Annotated in this window: 17 protein-coding genes and 1 pseudogene; 12 read left to right on the forward strand and 6 right to left on the reverse strand. The window is 69.6% G+C overall.

The window, feature by feature from the left end:
- The 3 genes and pseudogenes from ASD38_RS25145 to ASD38_RS15710 form a co-directional block, all read left to right on the forward strand.
- Window positions 1-112, forward strand: a pseudogene (locus tag ASD38_RS25145) (hypothetical protein); the annotation flags it as partial.
- Between the two features lie 477 nt (window positions 113-589).
- Complete coding sequence (locus ASD38_RS15705; RefSeq protein ID WP_056461222.1) at window positions 590-1420, forward strand: hypothetical protein; 831 nt, start codon at window positions 590-592, stop codon at window positions 1418-1420.
- A 9-nt stretch (window positions 1421-1429) separates the two neighbouring features.
- Window positions 1430-1816, forward strand: a complete 387-nt coding sequence (locus ASD38_RS15710) for a YidH family protein (RefSeq protein WP_056461225.1) — start codon at window positions 1430-1432, stop codon at window positions 1814-1816.
- Window positions 1817-1826: 10 nt separating this feature from the next.
- Here the strand turns inward: ASD38_RS15710 and ASD38_RS15715 are convergent, their stop codons facing one another.
- The 3 genes from ASD38_RS15715 to ASD38_RS15725 all read right to left on the reverse strand — a co-directional run bounded on the left by ASD38_RS15715 (window position 1827) and on the right by ASD38_RS15725 (window position 3662).
- Entirely contained in the window at window positions 1827-2576 is a 750-nt protein-coding gene (locus ASD38_RS15715) for a GNAT family N-acetyltransferase (protein WP_056461228.1), read from the reverse strand.
- Between the two features lie 78 nt (window positions 2577-2654).
- Window positions 2655-2858, reverse strand: a complete 204-nt coding sequence (locus ASD38_RS15720; protein WP_056445399.1) for a cold-shock protein — start codon at window positions 2856-2858, stop codon at window positions 2655-2657.
- A gap of 174 nt (window positions 2859-3032) precedes the next feature.
- The gene (locus ASD38_RS15725) at window positions 3033-3662 is read right to left on the reverse strand and encodes a TlpA family protein disulfide reductase (protein WP_056461231.1); all 630 of its coding nucleotides are present in this window, start codon (window positions 3660-3662) and stop codon (window positions 3033-3035) included.
- Here ASD38_RS15725 and argH point away from each other — a divergent pair, their 5' ends adjacent.
- The 4 genes from argH to ASD38_RS15745 all read left to right on the forward strand — a co-directional run bounded on the left by argH (window position 3663) and on the right by ASD38_RS15745 (window position 8666).
- Window positions 3663-5087, forward strand: coding sequence for an argininosuccinate lyase (gene argH / locus ASD38_RS15730; protein WP_156390716.1), 1425 nt, complete (start codon window positions 3663-3665; stop codon window positions 5085-5087).
- Window positions 5066-5392: a hypothetical protein gene (locus tag ASD38_RS15735; protein ID WP_056445405.1), complete on the forward strand. Its 327-nt coding sequence runs from the start codon at window positions 5066-5068 to the stop codon at window positions 5390-5392. The genes argH and ASD38_RS15735 overlap by 22 nt, the downstream gene beginning before the upstream one ends.
- 146 nt (window positions 5393-5538) lie before the next feature.
- Window positions 5539-6804, forward strand: coding sequence for a diaminopimelate decarboxylase (gene lysA / locus ASD38_RS15740; protein ID WP_056445407.1), 1266 nt, complete (start codon window positions 5539-5541; stop codon window positions 6802-6804).
- A 263-nt stretch (window positions 6805-7067) separates the two neighbouring features.
- Window positions 7068-8666 (forward strand): methyl-accepting chemotaxis protein, encoded by a 1599-nt coding sequence (locus ASD38_RS15745; protein WP_056461234.1) that lies wholly within the window; start codon window positions 7068-7070, stop codon window positions 8664-8666.
- Window positions 8667-8841: 175 nt separating this feature from the next.
- On the opposite strand, the gene ASD38_RS15750 is transcribed toward ASD38_RS15745, so the two are convergent.
- On the reverse strand, window positions 8842-9369 hold the full coding sequence (locus ASD38_RS15750; RefSeq protein WP_056445412.1) for a phosphoribosyltransferase: 528 nt from the start codon (window positions 9367-9369) through the stop codon (window positions 8842-8844).
- A gap of 15 nt (window positions 9370-9384) precedes the next feature.
- Window positions 9385-10320, reverse strand: coding sequence for an MJ0042-type zinc finger domain-containing protein (locus ASD38_RS15755; protein ID WP_156390717.1), 936 nt, complete (start codon window positions 10318-10320; stop codon window positions 9385-9387).
- Window positions 10321-10403: 83 nt separating this feature from the next.
- Between ASD38_RS15755 and ftsE the strand changes: the two genes are divergently transcribed.
- Genes ftsE through ASD38_RS15775 form a run of 4 tightly spaced genes read left to right on the forward strand, consistent with a single transcriptional unit; the run spans window position 10404 to window position 13397 of the window.
- Window positions 10404-11171 carry a cell division ATP-binding protein FtsE gene (gene ftsE / locus ASD38_RS15760; RefSeq protein WP_235523848.1) on the forward strand — a complete coding sequence of 256 codons (768 nt, stop codon included), beginning with the start codon at window positions 10404-10406 and terminating at the stop codon, window positions 11169-11171.
- On the forward strand, window positions 11168-12058 hold the full coding sequence (locus ASD38_RS15765) for a cell division protein FtsX (protein WP_056461240.1): 891 nt from the start codon (window positions 11168-11170) through the stop codon (window positions 12056-12058). The genes ftsE and ASD38_RS15765 overlap by 4 nt, the downstream gene beginning before the upstream one ends.
- Complete coding sequence (locus ASD38_RS15770) at window positions 12055-12690, forward strand: YdcF family protein (protein WP_056461243.1); 636 nt, start codon at window positions 12055-12057, stop codon at window positions 12688-12690. The genes ASD38_RS15765 and ASD38_RS15770 overlap by 4 nt, the downstream gene beginning before the upstream one ends.
- On the forward strand, window positions 12687-13397 hold the full coding sequence (locus ASD38_RS15775; protein WP_056461246.1) for a lysophospholipid acyltransferase family protein: 711 nt from the start codon (window positions 12687-12689) through the stop codon (window positions 13395-13397). Before ASD38_RS15770 ends, ASD38_RS15775 begins: the two co-directional genes overlap by 4 nt.
- Here the strand turns inward: ASD38_RS15775 and ASD38_RS15780 are convergent.
- The gene (locus ASD38_RS15780; protein ID WP_235523849.1) at window positions 13394-13957 is read right to left on the reverse strand and encodes an aspartyl/asparaginyl beta-hydroxylase domain-containing protein; all 564 of its coding nucleotides are present in this window, start codon (window positions 13955-13957) and stop codon (window positions 13394-13396) included. The genes ASD38_RS15775 and ASD38_RS15780 overlap by 4 nt on opposite strands.
- 71 nt (window positions 13958-14028) lie before the next feature.
- Between ASD38_RS15780 and ASD38_RS15785 the strand changes: the two genes are divergently transcribed.
- The gene (locus ASD38_RS15785; protein WP_056461253.1) at window positions 14029-15210 is read left to right on the forward strand and encodes an aspartyl beta-hydroxylase; all 1182 of its coding nucleotides are present in this window, start codon (window positions 14029-14031) and stop codon (window positions 15208-15210) included.
- Window positions 15211-15279: the final 69 nt, after the last annotated feature.

Raw genomic sequence — 15279 nt, forward strand, 5'->3', positions numbered from 1 at the left:
TGACGAGGTCCCTACGCACGCGAACCGCGCCGCCGACAGAGCTTCCCGCTCGATCGCCCCCCGCCGCCGCATCGGTCGCTGGCCATGCGCCCTTTCCCCGCGACGAGGTGGTATCAGGATACGGGCGGTTTGGAGGGTGAGGATCAAATCGGGTCGAGAAAGTTCGGGGCGTTGAAATCGCGGGGGTTTGTTGGCTATGCGCCGAGCATAGACGCCAACCGGGGACATGCTCTCACGGCAACGCCTCGCCAAATCATCTCCGAAGCGTGGGGTGAGTGCGTGTCCCCAACGACATCCCCGACACTTCCAGGCTCTCTCGGTGCCAAGAGCGTCCGACGCAACGGGCGACGTTGGGGGCACGCACTCACGGCGAGCGCCCTGCAAACCCGCCAAGGTCTTGCCATGAGAGCATGTCCCCCGGCCGCAATGTGGGGCGCGTGCGTGTCCCCGACCGATCCACGATCGTTCGACCTTCACCACCGGCCTCCGGGAATTTCCGACAGCTCGATGGGACTTCGCACCATGGCGCGGGCCAGCCGCGCGCCGGATAGTCCACCTGGGCCCGGACCGGTCCGAGTGGAGAGTTCTCGTGCCGCAGCGTCCTTCGACCTGGCCCAACGGCCGCCGCCTCTGGCTCCCCGCGCTTTCCGTCGTCGCGTGCTGCCTGGCCCCCGCCCTGGCCCACGCCCAGGACGACAGCGCCGAACTGGCCAAAAAGCTGAACAACCCGGTCTCCAACCTGATCAGCGTCCCGTTCCAGCAGAACTACGACTGCTGCTACGGCCCCGAGGACGGCGGGCGCTACACCTTGAACGTCCAGCCGGTGGTCCCGTTCTCGCTGAACCAGGACTGGAACCTGATCGTCCGCACCATCGTGCCGATCGTGAAGACCGAGCACGTCCAGCCCGGCGACGACACCGCCTTCGGCGTCAGCGACGTCACCCAGAGTTTCTTCTTCTCGCCGAAAGCCGAGCACGACGGCCTGGTCTGGGCCGTCGGCCCGGCCGTCCTGTGGCCGATCGGGGAGTCGGATCTGGGAACCAAGAAATGGGGCGCGGGCCCCACCGCCCTGCTGCTCAAGCAGCAGCACGGCTACACCTACGGCGTGCTGGCCAACCACATCTGGTCCTTCGCCGACGCCGACGGAAGCAACCGGCCCGACGTCAGCCAGACCTTCCTCCAGCCCTTCCTCAGCTACACCACGCCGACGGCCACGACCTTCGGGATCAACGCCGAGAGCACCTACAACTGGAAGACCAAGGGCTGGACCGTGCCGATCAACCTGACGGTCACCCACGTCTACAAATTCGGCGGCCAGAGGGTGTCGCTGGGCGGCGGCGCGCGGGCCTATGCCGCCCAGGACGGGGTCGGGCCGGAATGGGGCCTGAGGTTCATCGCCACCTTCCTCTATCCGAAATAGAGACCGTCCGTGACCGACCGCCCCGGATCCCAACCCGCCCTCCCCGCCGATCACGGCGCGGTGCGCACCGTGCTGGCGGCCGACCGGACGCTGATGGCCTGGCTGCGCACCTCGCTGTCGATGCTCAGCTTCGGGTTCACGATCTACAAGTTCCTGGAGACGGCCGCCAAGGCGGGCGCGCTGGAACGCCCCGAAAGCCCGCGCAGGGTCGGGCTCTTCCTGGTCAGCATGGGCACGGTCGCCATGATCGTTGGACTGCTCGACTACTGGGTGACGCTCAAGGCCATCGAACGGACCGGACCGTTTCGCCTGGGCCGGTCGGTGCTGTTCATGTCGCTGCTGATGGCCGTGGCCGGGGTCGTCCTGTTCGCGGCGATCATCAAGCGCGCCGTGTGAGGCGCGCCGCCTACTCGACCACCCAGTAGCGATAGCCGTAGGCCGGCACGAAGCCCAGGCCGCTGTAGAGCGCGATGGCCGGGGCGTTGTCGGCCTCGACCTGCAGATAGGCCCGGCGCGCGCCCAGCCCCCGGGCCTCGTGCAGCAGGGCGGCCAGGATCCGGCTGGCCAGGCCCTTGCGGCGATGCCCCGGCAGGGTGCGCATGCCGAAGATCCCCGCCCATTCGCCGTCGATCGCGCTCGCGCCCAGGGCCGCCACCTCGCCGCCCAGATCCAGCCGCGCGAAGCGGGCCGGCGCGGGGATGCGGGCCAGGGCGTCCAGGCGTTCGCGGGCGTCGGCGGCATTGCCGGCGGCGCTGGCGGTCAGCACCGCCTCGAAGGCCGGGTCGGGCGCGTCGGACAGCGTCACGGCCATGTCCGTCGCCCCCGCGATCATCCCCGAGGCCTCGCCCACCATCACCAGGGTGCCGTGGGTCGGGCGATAGCCGCGGGCGCGCAGGTGTTCGGACAGGTTGGCCGGCACCACCGCCCCGTCCGACAGCTTGAAGCGGGCGGGCAGGCCATGGGCGGCGTAGAAGGCCTCGGCCGCGTCGATGGCCTCGTCGATCGGCCGGTCGGGCTCGCCCAGCGGCCAGCAGGCGTTGATCCGCAGCGACCAGCCGTCCGAGGCGTTCAGCCGCCAGCCGCCCAACGCCCCGCTCTGGCGCGCCGGCCAGGCGCGATCGGCGACGATTTCGAGAAGACGAGGATCGACGGTCATCGACTCATCAATAGCAGAAGGGCGCCGGCTGGTTGGAGCCGACGCCCTTCAAATTCGCGCTTCTGGCGAAAACGCCTTCTAGAGCGCCTTCAGATTGGCCGCCGCGACCTTGCCGCGTTCCTCGGCGGTGTCGAAGCTGACCTTCTGGCCTTCGTCCAGGCCGCGCAGGCCCGCGCGCTCGACGGCGCTGATGTGGACGAAAACGTCCTTGCCGCCGTCATCGGGCTGGATGAAGCCGAAGCCCTTGGTGCCGTTGAACCATTTCACCACGCCGGTAGCCATGGAGTGTCTCCTAGAGATAGCCGATCCAATGCCCGGACAAGCGGGCGGGTAACAATCTCAGTCGTCCGGGTAGCGGTTCGCAGGCCCAAATCCAGGATTGCACGGCACAGTGGACACGCCCCTGTTGAGGGGTCAATTCAAAAAACGCCGGTATGCTTAAGCGTGCGGGACGCCCTAGCGCTCGCGCAGCAACGCCTCGACCAGGCCCCGGGCTTCGGGGCTGGACCAGTCGGCGTCGCCGGACAGCCGAGCCCGCTCGCGGCCCTGCTTGTCGTAGATGACGGTGGTCGGGTATCCGACCGCGCGCGGATCCAGTTCGAACGACAGCTTGTAGCCGGGGTCGCGATAGACCTGCAGCGGCGGGTTGGCGGCCATTTCGGCCTGGACCAGGTTGAGGTCGCTGTCGCGGTCGACGCTTATCGGCAGCACCTTCAGCGGCTGGGTCGCATAGGCGGCCTGCAGCTTGCCCAGCGTCGGCATCTCCTTCTTGCAGGGCGCGCACCAGGTCGCCCAGAGGTTCATCACCACCACCTGGCCCTTGAAGTCGGCCAGGGTGTGGGGCTTTCCGGCTCCGTCGGTGAACACCGTGGCCGGCGCGGCGCGCGGTTCAGCGGGGATGTCCAGCTTCTCTAAGGACGCTTTCTTGAATTCCTTGAGGTCGACCACGCCTGCGGGTTTGAATGAAGCCTGAGCCATGACGTATAGAACCGCCGCGACGCCGATCAGCAGAACGGCGCCGATCGCCCACTTCAGCGGGCTGGGCTTGCGCCCGCCCGCGCCCTCGTTCGACTGGACTTCGCTCATATGACCGACAACGCCTCCGATAAGCCCAGGACCGCGACGGGCGGACAGGGCCAAGCCATGTGGGGCGGCAGGTTCTCGGCCAAGCCGGCGGAGCTGATGCAGGCGATCAATGTCAGCATCGGCTTCGACAAGCGCCTGTGGGCGCAGGACCTGGCGGGCTCCCGCGCCCATGCGCGGATGTTGATCAGCCAGGGCGTGATTGCAAGGGAGGACGGCGAGGAAATCCTGAAAGGTCTCGACGCCATCGAGGGCGAGATCACGGCCGGGGCCTTCCCGTTCCGCGACGAGTACGAAGACATCCACATGAACATCGAGGCGCGGCTGCGCGAGCTGATCGGCCCGACGGCCGGCCGGCTGCACACCGCCCGCTCGCGCAACGACCAGGTGGCCGTCGACTTCCGCCTGTGGGTGCGCGAGGCCTGCGAGCGTTCGGCGGGCCAGCTGGAGGCCCTGCAGCGCGCCCTGGTCGCCCAGGCCGAGGCCCATGCCGACGCCCTGATGCCGGGCTTCACCCACCTGCAGCCGGCCCAGCCGGTGACCTTCGGCCATCATCTGATGGCCTATGTCGAGATGTTCGGCCGCGACGCCTCGCGGTTCCGCGACGCCCGGGCCCGGATGAACGAGTGCCCGCTGGGCGCCGCCGCCCTGGCCGGCTCGCCGTTCCCGATCGATCGCCACCAGACCGCCGCCAGCCTGGGCTTCGACCGCCCGACCGCCAATTCGCTGGACAGCGTCTCGGCCCGTGACTTCGCCCTGGAGGCCCTGTCCGCCGCCTCGATCACCGCCACGCACCTGTCGCGCCTGGCCGAGGAGATCGTGCTGTGGACGACGCCGATGTTCGGCTTCATCAAGCTGACCGACGCCTTCACGACCGGCAGCTCGATCATGCCGCAGAAGAAGAACCCCGACGCGGCCGAGCTGATCCGCGCCAAGGTCGGCCGGATCCTGGGCTCGCTCACCACCCTGACCGTGGTGATGAAGGGCCTGCCGCTGGCCTATTCGAAGGACATGCAGGAGGACAAGGTCCCCACCTTCGAGGCCTTCGACGCCCTGGAGCTGTCCCTGCTGGCCATGGCCGGCATGGTGTCGGACCTGACCCCGAACACCGAGAAGATGGCCGCCGCCGCCGGCGCGGGCTTCTCGACGGCCACGGACCTGGCCGATTGGCTGGTCCGTGAACTGAACATGCCTTTCCGCGACGCCCACCACGTGACAGGCTCGGCGGTGAAGGCGGCTGAAATGAAAGGCGTCGATCTGGCGGACCTGTCGCTCGGCGAATTCCAGGCCATCGAGCCCCGGATCACCGACGCGGTCTACGCCGTGCTGACCCCGGCCGCCTCGGCGGCCAGCCGGATGAGTTATGGCGGGACCGCTCCCGCCCAGGTTCGCGCCCAGATCGCGCGTTGGAAGGAACTGCTCGGATGATCCGCCGCCCTCTTACCGTTCTCGTCCTCGCCGCCCTGGCCCTGACCGCGGCCGCCTGCGGCAAGCAGGCCGAACTGGAGCGTCCCGCCCCGCTGTGGAACGCCCAGAAGAAGGCCGCCTACGAGGCCGAGCGCCGCAAGGGTTCGGCAACCGCCAACCAGCCCGCCCGCGCCAACGGCACGCAGGAGAACATGGACCCGGCGTCGAGCAACCGCACGACCCGCGCCGCGCCTCTGGGCGGCACCCAGCCCGACCCCTTCGGCGGCCCCTCGGGCGCCGGCTTCCCCAGCGCGACCCCGAACTGACGACCCCTCGTGCTTGAAATCCTCGTCCCTCGACAAGCTCAGGATGAGGATTTCATTCGAAACGCCTCTGCAATAGCCCTCATCCTGAGCCTGTCGAAGGACGAGGGCGGACCCGCCGACGCCGGCGTGTCCAGAAAGACCCTGACGTGAACCATTTCGAATACGGCCCCGACGGCCTGGCCTGCGAAGGCGTCCCGCTGGCCAGGATCGCCAGCGAGGTCGGCACGCCGGTCTATGTCTATTCCCGCGCCACCCTGGAGCGGCACTTCACGGTGTTCCGCGACGCCCTGGCCGCGGCCGGCGTCGTCGATCCGCTGATCGCCTACGCGGTGAAGGCCAATTCCAACGTCGCGGTGCTGAAGGTGCTGGGCGATCTGGGGGCCGGCGCCGACACGGTGTCGGAGGGCGAGGTCCGCCGCGCCTTGGCCGCCGGCATTCCGGGCGAGCGCATCGTGTTCTCGGGCGTGGGCAAGAAGCGCGGCGAGATCGCCTTCGCCCTGCGGGCCGGCGTCGCCGAGATCAATGTCGAGTCCGAGCCCGAGCTGAACCTGATCGCCCAGGTCGCCGCCGAGCTGGGCGTCAAGGCCAAGGTGGCGTTCCGGGTCAATCCCGACGTCGCGGCCGGCGGCCACGCCAAGATCGCCACCGGCAAGTCCGAGAACAAGTTCGGCGTGTCGTTCGCCGAGGCCGCGCGCCTCTACGCCAACGCCAGCAACCACGCCAATCTCGAGCCGATCGGCGTGGCCTGCCATATCGGCAGCCAGATCACCGACCTGACGCCGATGCGCCAGGCCTTCACCAAGATGCGGGGCCTGGTCGAACAGCTGCTGGACGAGGGCCTGCACGTCGAGCGCCTGGACCTGGGCGGCGGCCTGGGCGTGCCCTATTTCAACCATCCTGAACCACCCTCGCCGGCCGATTTCGCGTCGATGGTTGGCGAGGTCACCAAGGGGTTGCCCGTGACGCTGGCCTTCGAGCCGGGCCGGGTCATCGCCGCCAACGCCGGCGTCTTGGTGTCCGAAGTCATCCACGTCCACGAGCGTCCGGAAGGCCGCAAGTTCCTGGTCATCGACGCCGCCATGAACGATCTCGTGCGCCCAGCCATGTACGACGCGTTCCACGACATCCGCCCCGTGACCAAGCGGACCGGCGAGACGACCTACGACGTAGTCGGACCCGTCTGCGAAACCGGCGACACCTTCACCCGCGACCGCTCCCTGCCGCCGTTCGGGCCGGGCGACCTGGTGGCCTTCATGTCGGCCGGAGCCTACGGCGCGGCCATGGCCAGCGAGTACAACACCCGCCCGCTGGTCCCCGAGGTGCTGGTCGACGGCGACCGGTTCGCGGTGATCCGGGCGCGGCCGTCGTACGATGAAATGCTCAGCCGGGACGTGACGCCGGACTGGGTCTAGGGCGTTTCGACATTCAAGCATTGTGCTTGGTCCTCGTCCTTCGACACGCTCAGGATGAGGACCATTGTGCAGGCCGTGCCCGTGGAAACCTCATCCTGAGCGTGTCGAAGGACGAGGTTTCGCTTCCCGAAGCCGCATGTCGACCGGCTCCAGGCCGCGGCCTTAGGTATTCATACCTAACCCGCAAAAGCCCTACATCTCACCTGGGATTAACCTCCGCGATCCAAACGTCACAGGGCGTCTTGGCGGAGTGGAGTAGCCCGATGATCGAGTTCGACAGCATCGAGGCCCAGCGACGGGTCGGCGGCCATCTGATCCTGGCGTGCATCGCCGCGATGGTCCTGATGGTTCCGGCCGCCCGCCTGTTCGCCGGCGGACCCGTGCTGGGCCTGGCGCTGGGCTCGGTGGCGTTCGGCGCGATGGCCTGGGGCGGCTTCGCGATCTGGCGCGACAGCGTCGCCCAGCGGATCTCCACCGCCATCAGCCTGGCCGGCCAGGTCACGCTGTTCGTCGCCGCGTTCTCCGGCCACGCCTGGCAGACCGACGCCCGCATGGCCTATCTGGCCGCCCTGGCGCTGCTGGTGGCCTATGGCGACTGGCGGGTGGTGGCGGTCGGCGCGGCCAGCGTCGTCGCCATCGACGTCGGCGCCTCCATCTTCGCGCCCAATCTGCTGATGCCGGGCGCCGTCACGCCCCTGCGGATCGCCTTCAACGCCGGGGTCACCGTCGTCACCGCCTGGTCGCTGATCTGGCTGACGGCCGGCGTCTCGCAGCTGTTCGTCACCGTCAACGCCCGCACCGACAAGGCCCTGGCCGCCGCCCGCGAAGCCGACGAGGCCAACGCCGCCGCCGAGACGGCCCGCGCCGCCCGCGACGCCGACAACGCCGAACAGGCCGCCCAGAAGGCGGCTCTGGAGGCCGAGCAGGTCCTGGTCGTCGACACGGTGGCCGCCGGCCTGGCCCGCCTGTCGCGCGGCGACCTGACTTGCCGCCTGACCCAACCCTTCGCCCTTCGCTACGAGCCGCTGCGCTCGGACTTCAACGGGGCGATGGAGAAGTTGCAGGCCGCGATGCACGAGATCACCGGCAACGCCTCCAGCATGACCGCCGGCGTGGTCGACATGGCCCGCGCCGTCGACGAGCTGGCCGACCGCACCGAACAGCAGGCCGCCGGCCTGGTGCAGACCGCCGCCGCCCTGGACCAGATCACCGCCGCCGTGCGCTCGACCGCCGAAAGCGCCCACCAGGCCAACGCTGCCGCCGCGTCGGCCCGCTCCGAGGTCGAACGCTCCGATCCGGTGGTCACCGAGGCGGTCGAGGCCATGACCCTGATCGAGGCCTCGTCCGGCAAGATCGGCCACATCATCGGGGTGATCGACGAGATCGCCTTCCAGACCAATCTGCTGGCCCTGAACGCCGGGGTCGAGGCGGCCCGGGCCGGCGACGCCGGCCGCGGCTTCGCGGTGGTGGCGCAGGAAGTCCGGGCCCTGGCCCAGCGTTCGGCCGACGCGGCCAAGGAGATCAAGGGCCTGGTCAACGAGTCCGGCGCCCAGGTCGCGGCGGGCGTCGAGCGCGTGGGCCGCACCCGCGAGGCCCTGCAGCGGATCGTCGACGTGGTGGCCAAGATCGACCAGCAGGTCACCGCCATCGCCCGCTCGGCTCAGGACCAGGCCCAGGGCCTGGGCGAGGTCAACACCACCATGGCCGAGATGGACCGCGTGGTTCAGCGCAACGCCGCCATGGTCGAGGAAACCACCGCCGCGGCCCACACCCTGCAGGTCGAAAGCCGCGAGCTGTCGGCGCGGGTCGAGATCTTCGACGTCGGCCAGAAGGGTCAGGTCGGAGGTCGGCGGGCGGCCTGACTAATCCCTCTCCCCTCGCGGGAGAGGGTGGCCCGCGAAGCGGGTCGGGTGAGGGGGCGAAGAACAGAAAAGCCGCGCCCAGTCGTAAGACCGGACGCGGCTTTTGTTTTTGAGAGATCCCTCATCCGGCGGCCGCGCCGCCACCTTCTCCCGCAAGGGGAGAAGGAAAGGATCGCTAATCCAGCGCCCCGATATACGGCAGGCCGCGGCTCTTGCCTTCGTCGTCCAGGCCGTAGCCGACCAGGTAGCGGGCCGGGGCTTCCCAGGCGATGAAGTCGGGCTCGATGCGCGGCTTGTCCCAGGGCTTGCGGGCGAAGACGGCGGTCAGGACTTCGCTGGCGCCGGCGTCCTTGACCAGCTTGGCGGCCTCGCCCAGCGACAGGCCGGTGTCGAGCACGTCGTCCACCACCAGGGCGCGGCGGCCGACCAGCGGGCGCTGCAGATCGGCGCGGACCTCGCAGCGGCCCGAGCTCTTGCGTTCGTCATGGTAGGAGGCCAGCCACAGGGCGTCGAAGCGGACGTCGCGACCGGCGCGCCACAGGGCCCGGGTCAGGTCGGCGGCGAACCACAGGCCGCCGGTCAGCAGGCAGACGACGACGGTGTCGTTGTCGATGCGCGGGGCGATGGCCTGGGCCAGGGCTTCCACCCGCTCGGCGATTTCTTCCTGAGAAATCAGGACTTCGGGGGCGGGGCGTTCGTTCATTTCAGGATTTCTTGGTCAATGATGGTCGGCCGGGGCCGGTTCGACCGCTCCGGTCTCATGACCTGGGGGCTCGTGTCCAGCCCCTTGCGTCTCGTCGATCGACGGTTGCCCGCCCGCCGCCAGGTCGGCCGGCTGGTCCTGGGCGCCGCGCAGCGACGGCGCCTGCGGGTCGGCGACGTGGTTCGGATGGGCCGCGGTCCCGGCCGCCTTGGCCGCGCCCGGCTCGAGAGCGAAGCCGATTTCCAGGGTGTTGGCCGTGCGGGGCGGGTCCAGCAGGGTCACCGAGAAGTGCCGGGTCTGGCTGGGCGGAATCAGCGGATCGGCGGCGGCGGCCAGCTTTCCGGCCACCCGCTTCTCGTGCTTGTTGAGCAGGGCCACCCGCAGCGGCGGCGTGGTCACCGCGTGGTCGGTGATGTTGCGCAGCACGCCGGTGACGGTGATGGCGGCGTGACCGTTCTGCATCGACGGCTCGGCCTTCAGGTCCTCGACCACCAGGCCGACATTGTTCACGGGCATGCGGGCGAAGGCGTAGGCCCCCGCCGTGCTGGGCCACAGATGGGCGACGTTCATGCGGAACACGCCGGCCGCCACCAGCATCACCACCATGACGGCGACCATGCCGCCCCAGATGATGCCCGTGGTCTTGGCCTCTTTCAGGCGGCGCTCGGCGTCGGCGCGGGCCCGGAACACCTTGGGCAGTTCCTCGCCGGGCAGTTGGTCGACCGGGGTCTCGGGATCGTCGGCGGGGTTGGACGCGCCGTCCAGCGCGGTCAGGTTCGGCTCGGACGCCAGATCGGCGGCCGAAGGCTCCACGAACAGATCCAGGGCTTCTTCGTTGCGCGCCGTCCAGCGCGCTCCGCAGGACGCGCAGCGCACGACACGGCCAGCCGCGCCGACCTTGGAGTCATCGACGAAATAGCGGCTGGCGCACTCGGGACAGGTCAGTATCATGGCCGCGAATCGGACGCTCCCCGCTCCTACACACGAGGTCGCCGATTTTGCCAGCCATGTCCACACGACCCAGCGACACACCCTTGCGCATCGATGACGTCCAGGATGGCGACACCGTCCCTGTCGTCCGCTTCGAAGGTGTTTCGATGCGGTACGGACGCGGGCCGGAAACGCTCAGCGATCTCGCGTTCACCTTACACCCAGGGTCTTTCCATTTCCTCACCGGCCCGTCGGGCGCGGGAAAGAGTTCGCTGCTCAAGCTGATCTACCTGGCCCACCGTGCGTCACGGGGTCGCGTCGAGCTGTTCGGCCGCGACATCAGCCTGACCCGACCCGAGGACCTGCCGTTCATCCGCCGCCGCATCGGGGTGGTTTTCCAGGACTTCCGCCTGCTGGACCATCTGTCGGTGTTCGACAACGCCGCCCTGCCGCTGCGCATCGCCGGCCGCAAGCCCAACACCTACCGCGAGGACGTCGCCGAGCTGCTGCAGTGGGTCGGGCTGGGCGACCGCATGCACGCCCTGCCCGCCACCCTGTCGGGCGGCGAGAAGCAGCGCCTGGCCATCGCCCGCGCCGTGGTCGACCGCCCCGACGTGCTGCTGGCCGACGAGCCGACCGGCAATGTCGATCCGGCCATGTCGCTGCGCCTGCTGCGGCTGTTCGTCGAGCTGAACCGCCTGGGCACCACGGTGCTGATCGCCACCCACGACGAGGACCTGGTGGCCCGCGCCAACCGCCCGACTCTGCACCTGGAGCACGGCCGGCTGGTCGATTTCGCCGACGAGGCTCCCAGCGAAACCTACGGCTACGAGGACGACGACAACTACGAAGACGAGGAGGACGACGCTTGAGCGAGTTCTCCGTCGCCCGCTGGAAGCCGGGCCAGTTGCTGCCGCCGCGCGACGCGCGCGACGGATCGCTGGTGTTCGTGGTCGCCGTGCTGTGCTTCCTGGCCTGCCTGACGGCTCTGGCCGCGATCGCCTCGACCCGCGCCGCCACCGGCTGGACCGCGCAGCTGACCGGCTCGGCCACGGTCGTGGTCCGGCCCCGCGCCAACGAGAGCCCCGACAGCGCCGCGGCCCGCGCCGCCGAGACCCTGTCGGGCGTCAAGGGCGTCGACGAGGCCCGCGCCCTGCCCAAGGAGAAGGCCGAGGCCCTGCTCGAGCCGTGGATCGGCCGCGAGGCCCTGATCGCCGACCTGCCCGTGCCGCGCCTGGTGACCCTGGACCTCGACCCGAAGGCCCCCGCCACCGCCGCCACGCTGAACAAGGCGTTGAAGGACGCCAATGTCGACGCCGTGGTCGACGACCACAGCCGCTGGATCGCCGACATCGAGCGCGCCGCGCGCCTGGCCGGCTGGGCCGCCATCGGCGTCTTCGCCCTGATCGCCACGGCCGCCGCCGCCGTGATCGTCTTCGCCACCCGCGCCGCCCTGACCGCGCGCCACGACATCGTCGAGGTGCTGCACCTGTCGGGGGCCGAGGACGGCTTCATCGCCAACCTGTTCCAGAACCGTTTCGCGGGCATGGCCTTCATCGCCGGCTTGCTGGGCGGGGCCAGCGCGGCCATGATTGGGGCGGCGGCGCGGCTCTTGGGGGGCGGCCAGGGACTGACGCCGGTCCTGCCGCTGGCCTGGATCGATCTCTTGGCGCCCCTGCCCTGCCCGTTGGTGGCGGCGCTGGTGGCCGGGATCGCGGCCCGCGCGGCCTCCCTGCGCCTGTTGAGAGGCATGCCGTGAAGAGCATCGCAGCGCTGCTGATCGTGGTGATGGTCTGGTTCGTCGGCCTGCTGGCCTTCACCAGCCGCGTCGATCAGTCCACCCCCGCCCAGGAACCGCCGGTGTCGGACGGGGTGGTGGTGCTGACCGGCGCCTCCAACGTGCGGCTCGAGGCGGCGACCAAGCTGCTGGAGGCCGGCAAGGGCAAGCGCCTGCTGATCTCGGGCGTCAACCGCGAGGCGTCCCGCGAAGACGTGCTGGGCGTGACCAAGGCCGTGCGGCCGATCTACGAATGCTGCGTCGACCTGGGCTACGCGGCCGCCGACACCGTCGGCAACGCCAGCGAGTCCGCCGAATGGGCCAAGGCCAAGAACTATCACAGCCTGATCGTGGTCACCGCCGACTACCACATGCCGCGCTCGATGCTGGAGCTGCACGCCGCCATGCCCGACGTGACCCTGCACCCCTACCCCGTGGTCACCGAAAGCCTGAACGCCCACCGCTGGTGGAAAGGCGGCACGAGCGCCCGGCGCATGACCGTGGAATACTGCAAGTACCTGGCGATCCTGGGGCGCGAGGCGTTCCTCAGCCTGGGACCCAAGGAAAAGGCCGAACACAAGGCCGGCCCGGAGCCGGCGAAGGAAGCGTCTTGATCTATCTGCGTTCGTTCCTGTTTCAGCTGTTCTTCTGGCTCTGGTCGGTGGCCTGGGCCATCGGCATGGTGCTGACCTATCCCCTGCCGCGCCGCGCCAACACTTGGTCGTTGTCGACCTGGGCCAAGGGTCTGATCTGGGGTCTGCGCTGGCTGGCCGACATCAAGGTCGAGGTGCGGGGCGAGCAATACCGGCCGATCGGACCGGCGCTGGTCGCGTCCAAGCACCAGTCGATGTTCGATGTCTTCAGTCAGTTCGCTCTGCTGCCCGACGCCTGCTTCGTGATGAAGAAGGAGCTGCTGATGGTGCCGCTGTTCGGCTGGCACGGACTGAAGGCCGGCATGATCGTCGTCGACCGGGCGGGCCATTCGACCGCGCTGAAGAAGCTGGTCCGCGACGCCGTCGACCGCATGAAGGAAACCCGACAGGTCGTGATCTTCCCGGAAGGCACGCGCGGCGACGTCGGCGTGCCCGGCGACTACAAGCCCGGCATCGCCGCCCTCTATCGCGAGCTGAACCTGCCGGTCACGCCGCTGGCCCTGAACTGCGGCGTCCATTGGCCGAAGGGCTTCATGCGGCCGCCGGGCACGATCGTCTTCGAATACCTGCCGCCGATCCCCGCCGGCCTGAAGCGCGGCGAGTTCATGCGCGAGCTGCAGACCCGGATCGACACGGCGACCAAGGCCCTTGAGGACGAGGGGCTCTAGGCCTCAGCCAGGGCATTGTCGAAGAACCCGGTCAGCCAGTCGTTGACCTGCAGGTCCAGCACCAGGTGCACGCGGTCGTCGGGCCCGCGATTGGCCACGGCGTGCGGGTCGCTCAGGCGCAGATACCAGGCCTGCCCCGCCTTCATCTCGACCCGCGAGCCGTTGAGCAGGAACTCGACGTCGGGGTTGGTGACCACCGGCACGTGGACGCGGGCCGCGCCGGACTCGATGTCCAGGTCCAGGTCGGTGTGCGTCTTGATGATCGAACCCGGCGTCAGGCGCATCAGCCGAACGCCGCGCACCTCGCAGGCGAAGGCGGCGATCACCGCGCGGAAATAGGGGCAGGCCGCCAGCATCGGCGTGTCGACGAAGGTCGTGGCCGTCGGATCGGCATAGATCATCCGGATCGGATGGGTTTCCCCCGCCGCGCAGCGCAGCGGGATCACGCTCCAGTCGCCCTCGTAGTTCTGCTGGACGTAGTGCGCGGTCCACGGCGTGGCCGACAGGGCGTCCAGGTCGCGCCGCAGCAGGGCCGGATCGAAGCTCGGCGGCAGTTGCAATCTGTCCGGGAACACCATCCACTGACGCTATCGAGCCGCGAGCGGCCTCACAAGACCCGACGGGAGACGCGATGCCGACGAGCCTGGAGACCAAGACGCCGGCCTTGGACGCCCTGGCGTCGCTGCGCGCCGTGGTGCTGTCGGACGTCGCCCTGCAGGAGGCGCTCTGCGACATCGAGGATTTCTCGATCTTCGCCGCGCGGACGACCGAGGCGGCGCGGGCCCGGGGCGTGCGGCTGGACGCCGAGGCGGTGAAGGCGCTGCTCTACGCCCCGTCCCGGCCGCCCTCGATCGACGGCTTGGCGCCCTCGCCCGGCTGGCTGCCCGCCGAGGTCGTGCAGGTCGAGGGCCGCGCCGCCGTCGCCTGGCTTCGCTTCGGCCGGCGACGCCTGACGGAGTCGTTCTACGACCACGCCCTCGCACGCCAGCGCTTCCTGCCCTTCAATCGGCTGTTCGGCGTCCGCACCCCCCTGAGCGATCTGGAGGCCTGGGCCGCCGCCCTGCCCGCGCTGGAGCCCGCCGGCTTGATCTTCCACATGTCGCGCTGCGGCTCGACCCTGGCGGCGCGGATGCTGGCGGCCTCGCCGGACAATGTGGTGCTCTCGGAAGCGCCCCCCCTCGACGCCGTCGTCCGGCGCGCCGATCTCGCCGACGACGCCAAGGTGGCCCTGCTGCGGGCCATGGTCGCCGCCCTGGGCCAGGCGCGGAACGGCGAAAGCCGCCTGTTCCTCAAGCTGGACTGCTGGCACAGCCTGGACCTGCCCCTGTTCCGGCGCGCCTTTCCCGACACGCCGTGGGTGTTCCTCTATCGCGACCCGGTGGAGGTGCTGGTCTCGCACATCCGGCGCCGCGGCATCCAGATGACGCCCAGCCTAGTACCTCCGGCGACCTTCGGGATCGACCTGCCGGACGGGGTGCCCGACGAGGACTACTGCGCCCGGGTCCTGGCGGCGGTCTGCGCGGGCGCGGCGCGCCACCATCCGGCGGGCGGCGGGCGGCTGGTGAACTATCGCCAGCTCCCCGAGGCGCTGTTCGCGGAGATCCTGCCGCACTTCGGCGTCGCGGTGTCGGAGACCGAAGCCCAGGCCATGCGCGCCGCCGCGCTCCGCGACGCCAAGACGCCCGAACAGGTCTTCGCGCCGGATGGACAGGCCAAGCAGCAGGCGGCGACTCCGGCCCTGCGCGCGATCTGCGAGCGGCGGCTGGGCGAGGTTTATCGAAGGCTGGAGGCGATGCGGACCAGCCGGTCCTAGGGCCTATCGATATTCAAGTCTGGTGCGTGGTCCTCGTCCTTCGACAAGCTCAGGATGAGGACCATTGTG

It is taken from the genome of Caulobacter sp. Root487D2Y (assembly GCF_001427165.1).
Lineage (GTDB): Bacteria > Pseudomonadota > Alphaproteobacteria > Caulobacterales > Caulobacteraceae > Caulobacter.

What these genes read in the sequence shown, in the direction of transcription:
- ASD38_RS15755 (WP_156390717.1), bottom strand. Translation starts at nt 10,320, where the DNA reads ATGATACTGACCTGTCCCGAGTGCGCCAGCCGCTATTTCGTCGATGAC.
- argH (WP_156390716.1), top strand. Translation starts at nt 3,663, where the DNA reads ATGACCGACAACGCCTCCGATAAGCCCAGGACCGCGACGGGCGGACAG.
- ASD38_RS15785 (WP_056461253.1), top strand. Translation starts at nt 14,029, where the DNA reads ATGCCGACGAGCCTGGAGACCAAGACGCCGGCCTTGGACGCCCTGGCG.
- ASD38_RS15750 (WP_056445412.1), bottom strand. Translation starts at nt 9,369, where the DNA reads ATGAACGAACGCCCCGCCCCCGAAGTCCTGATTTCTCAGGAAGAAATC.
- ASD38_RS15745 (WP_056461234.1), top strand. Translation starts at nt 7,068, where the DNA reads ATGATCGAGTTCGACAGCATCGAGGCCCAGCGACGGGTCGGCGGCCAT.
- ASD38_RS15725 (WP_056461231.1), bottom strand. Translation starts at nt 3,662, where the DNA reads ATGAGCGAAGTCCAGTCGAACGAGGGCGCGGGCGGGCGCAAGCCCAGC.
- ASD38_RS15720 (WP_056445399.1), bottom strand. Translation starts at nt 2,858, where the DNA reads ATGGCTACCGGCGTGGTGAAATGGTTCAACGGCACCAAGGGCTTCGGC.
- ASD38_RS15715 (WP_056461228.1), bottom strand. Translation starts at nt 2,576, where the DNA reads ATGACCGTCGATCCTCGTCTTCTCGAAATCGTCGCCGATCGCGCCTGG.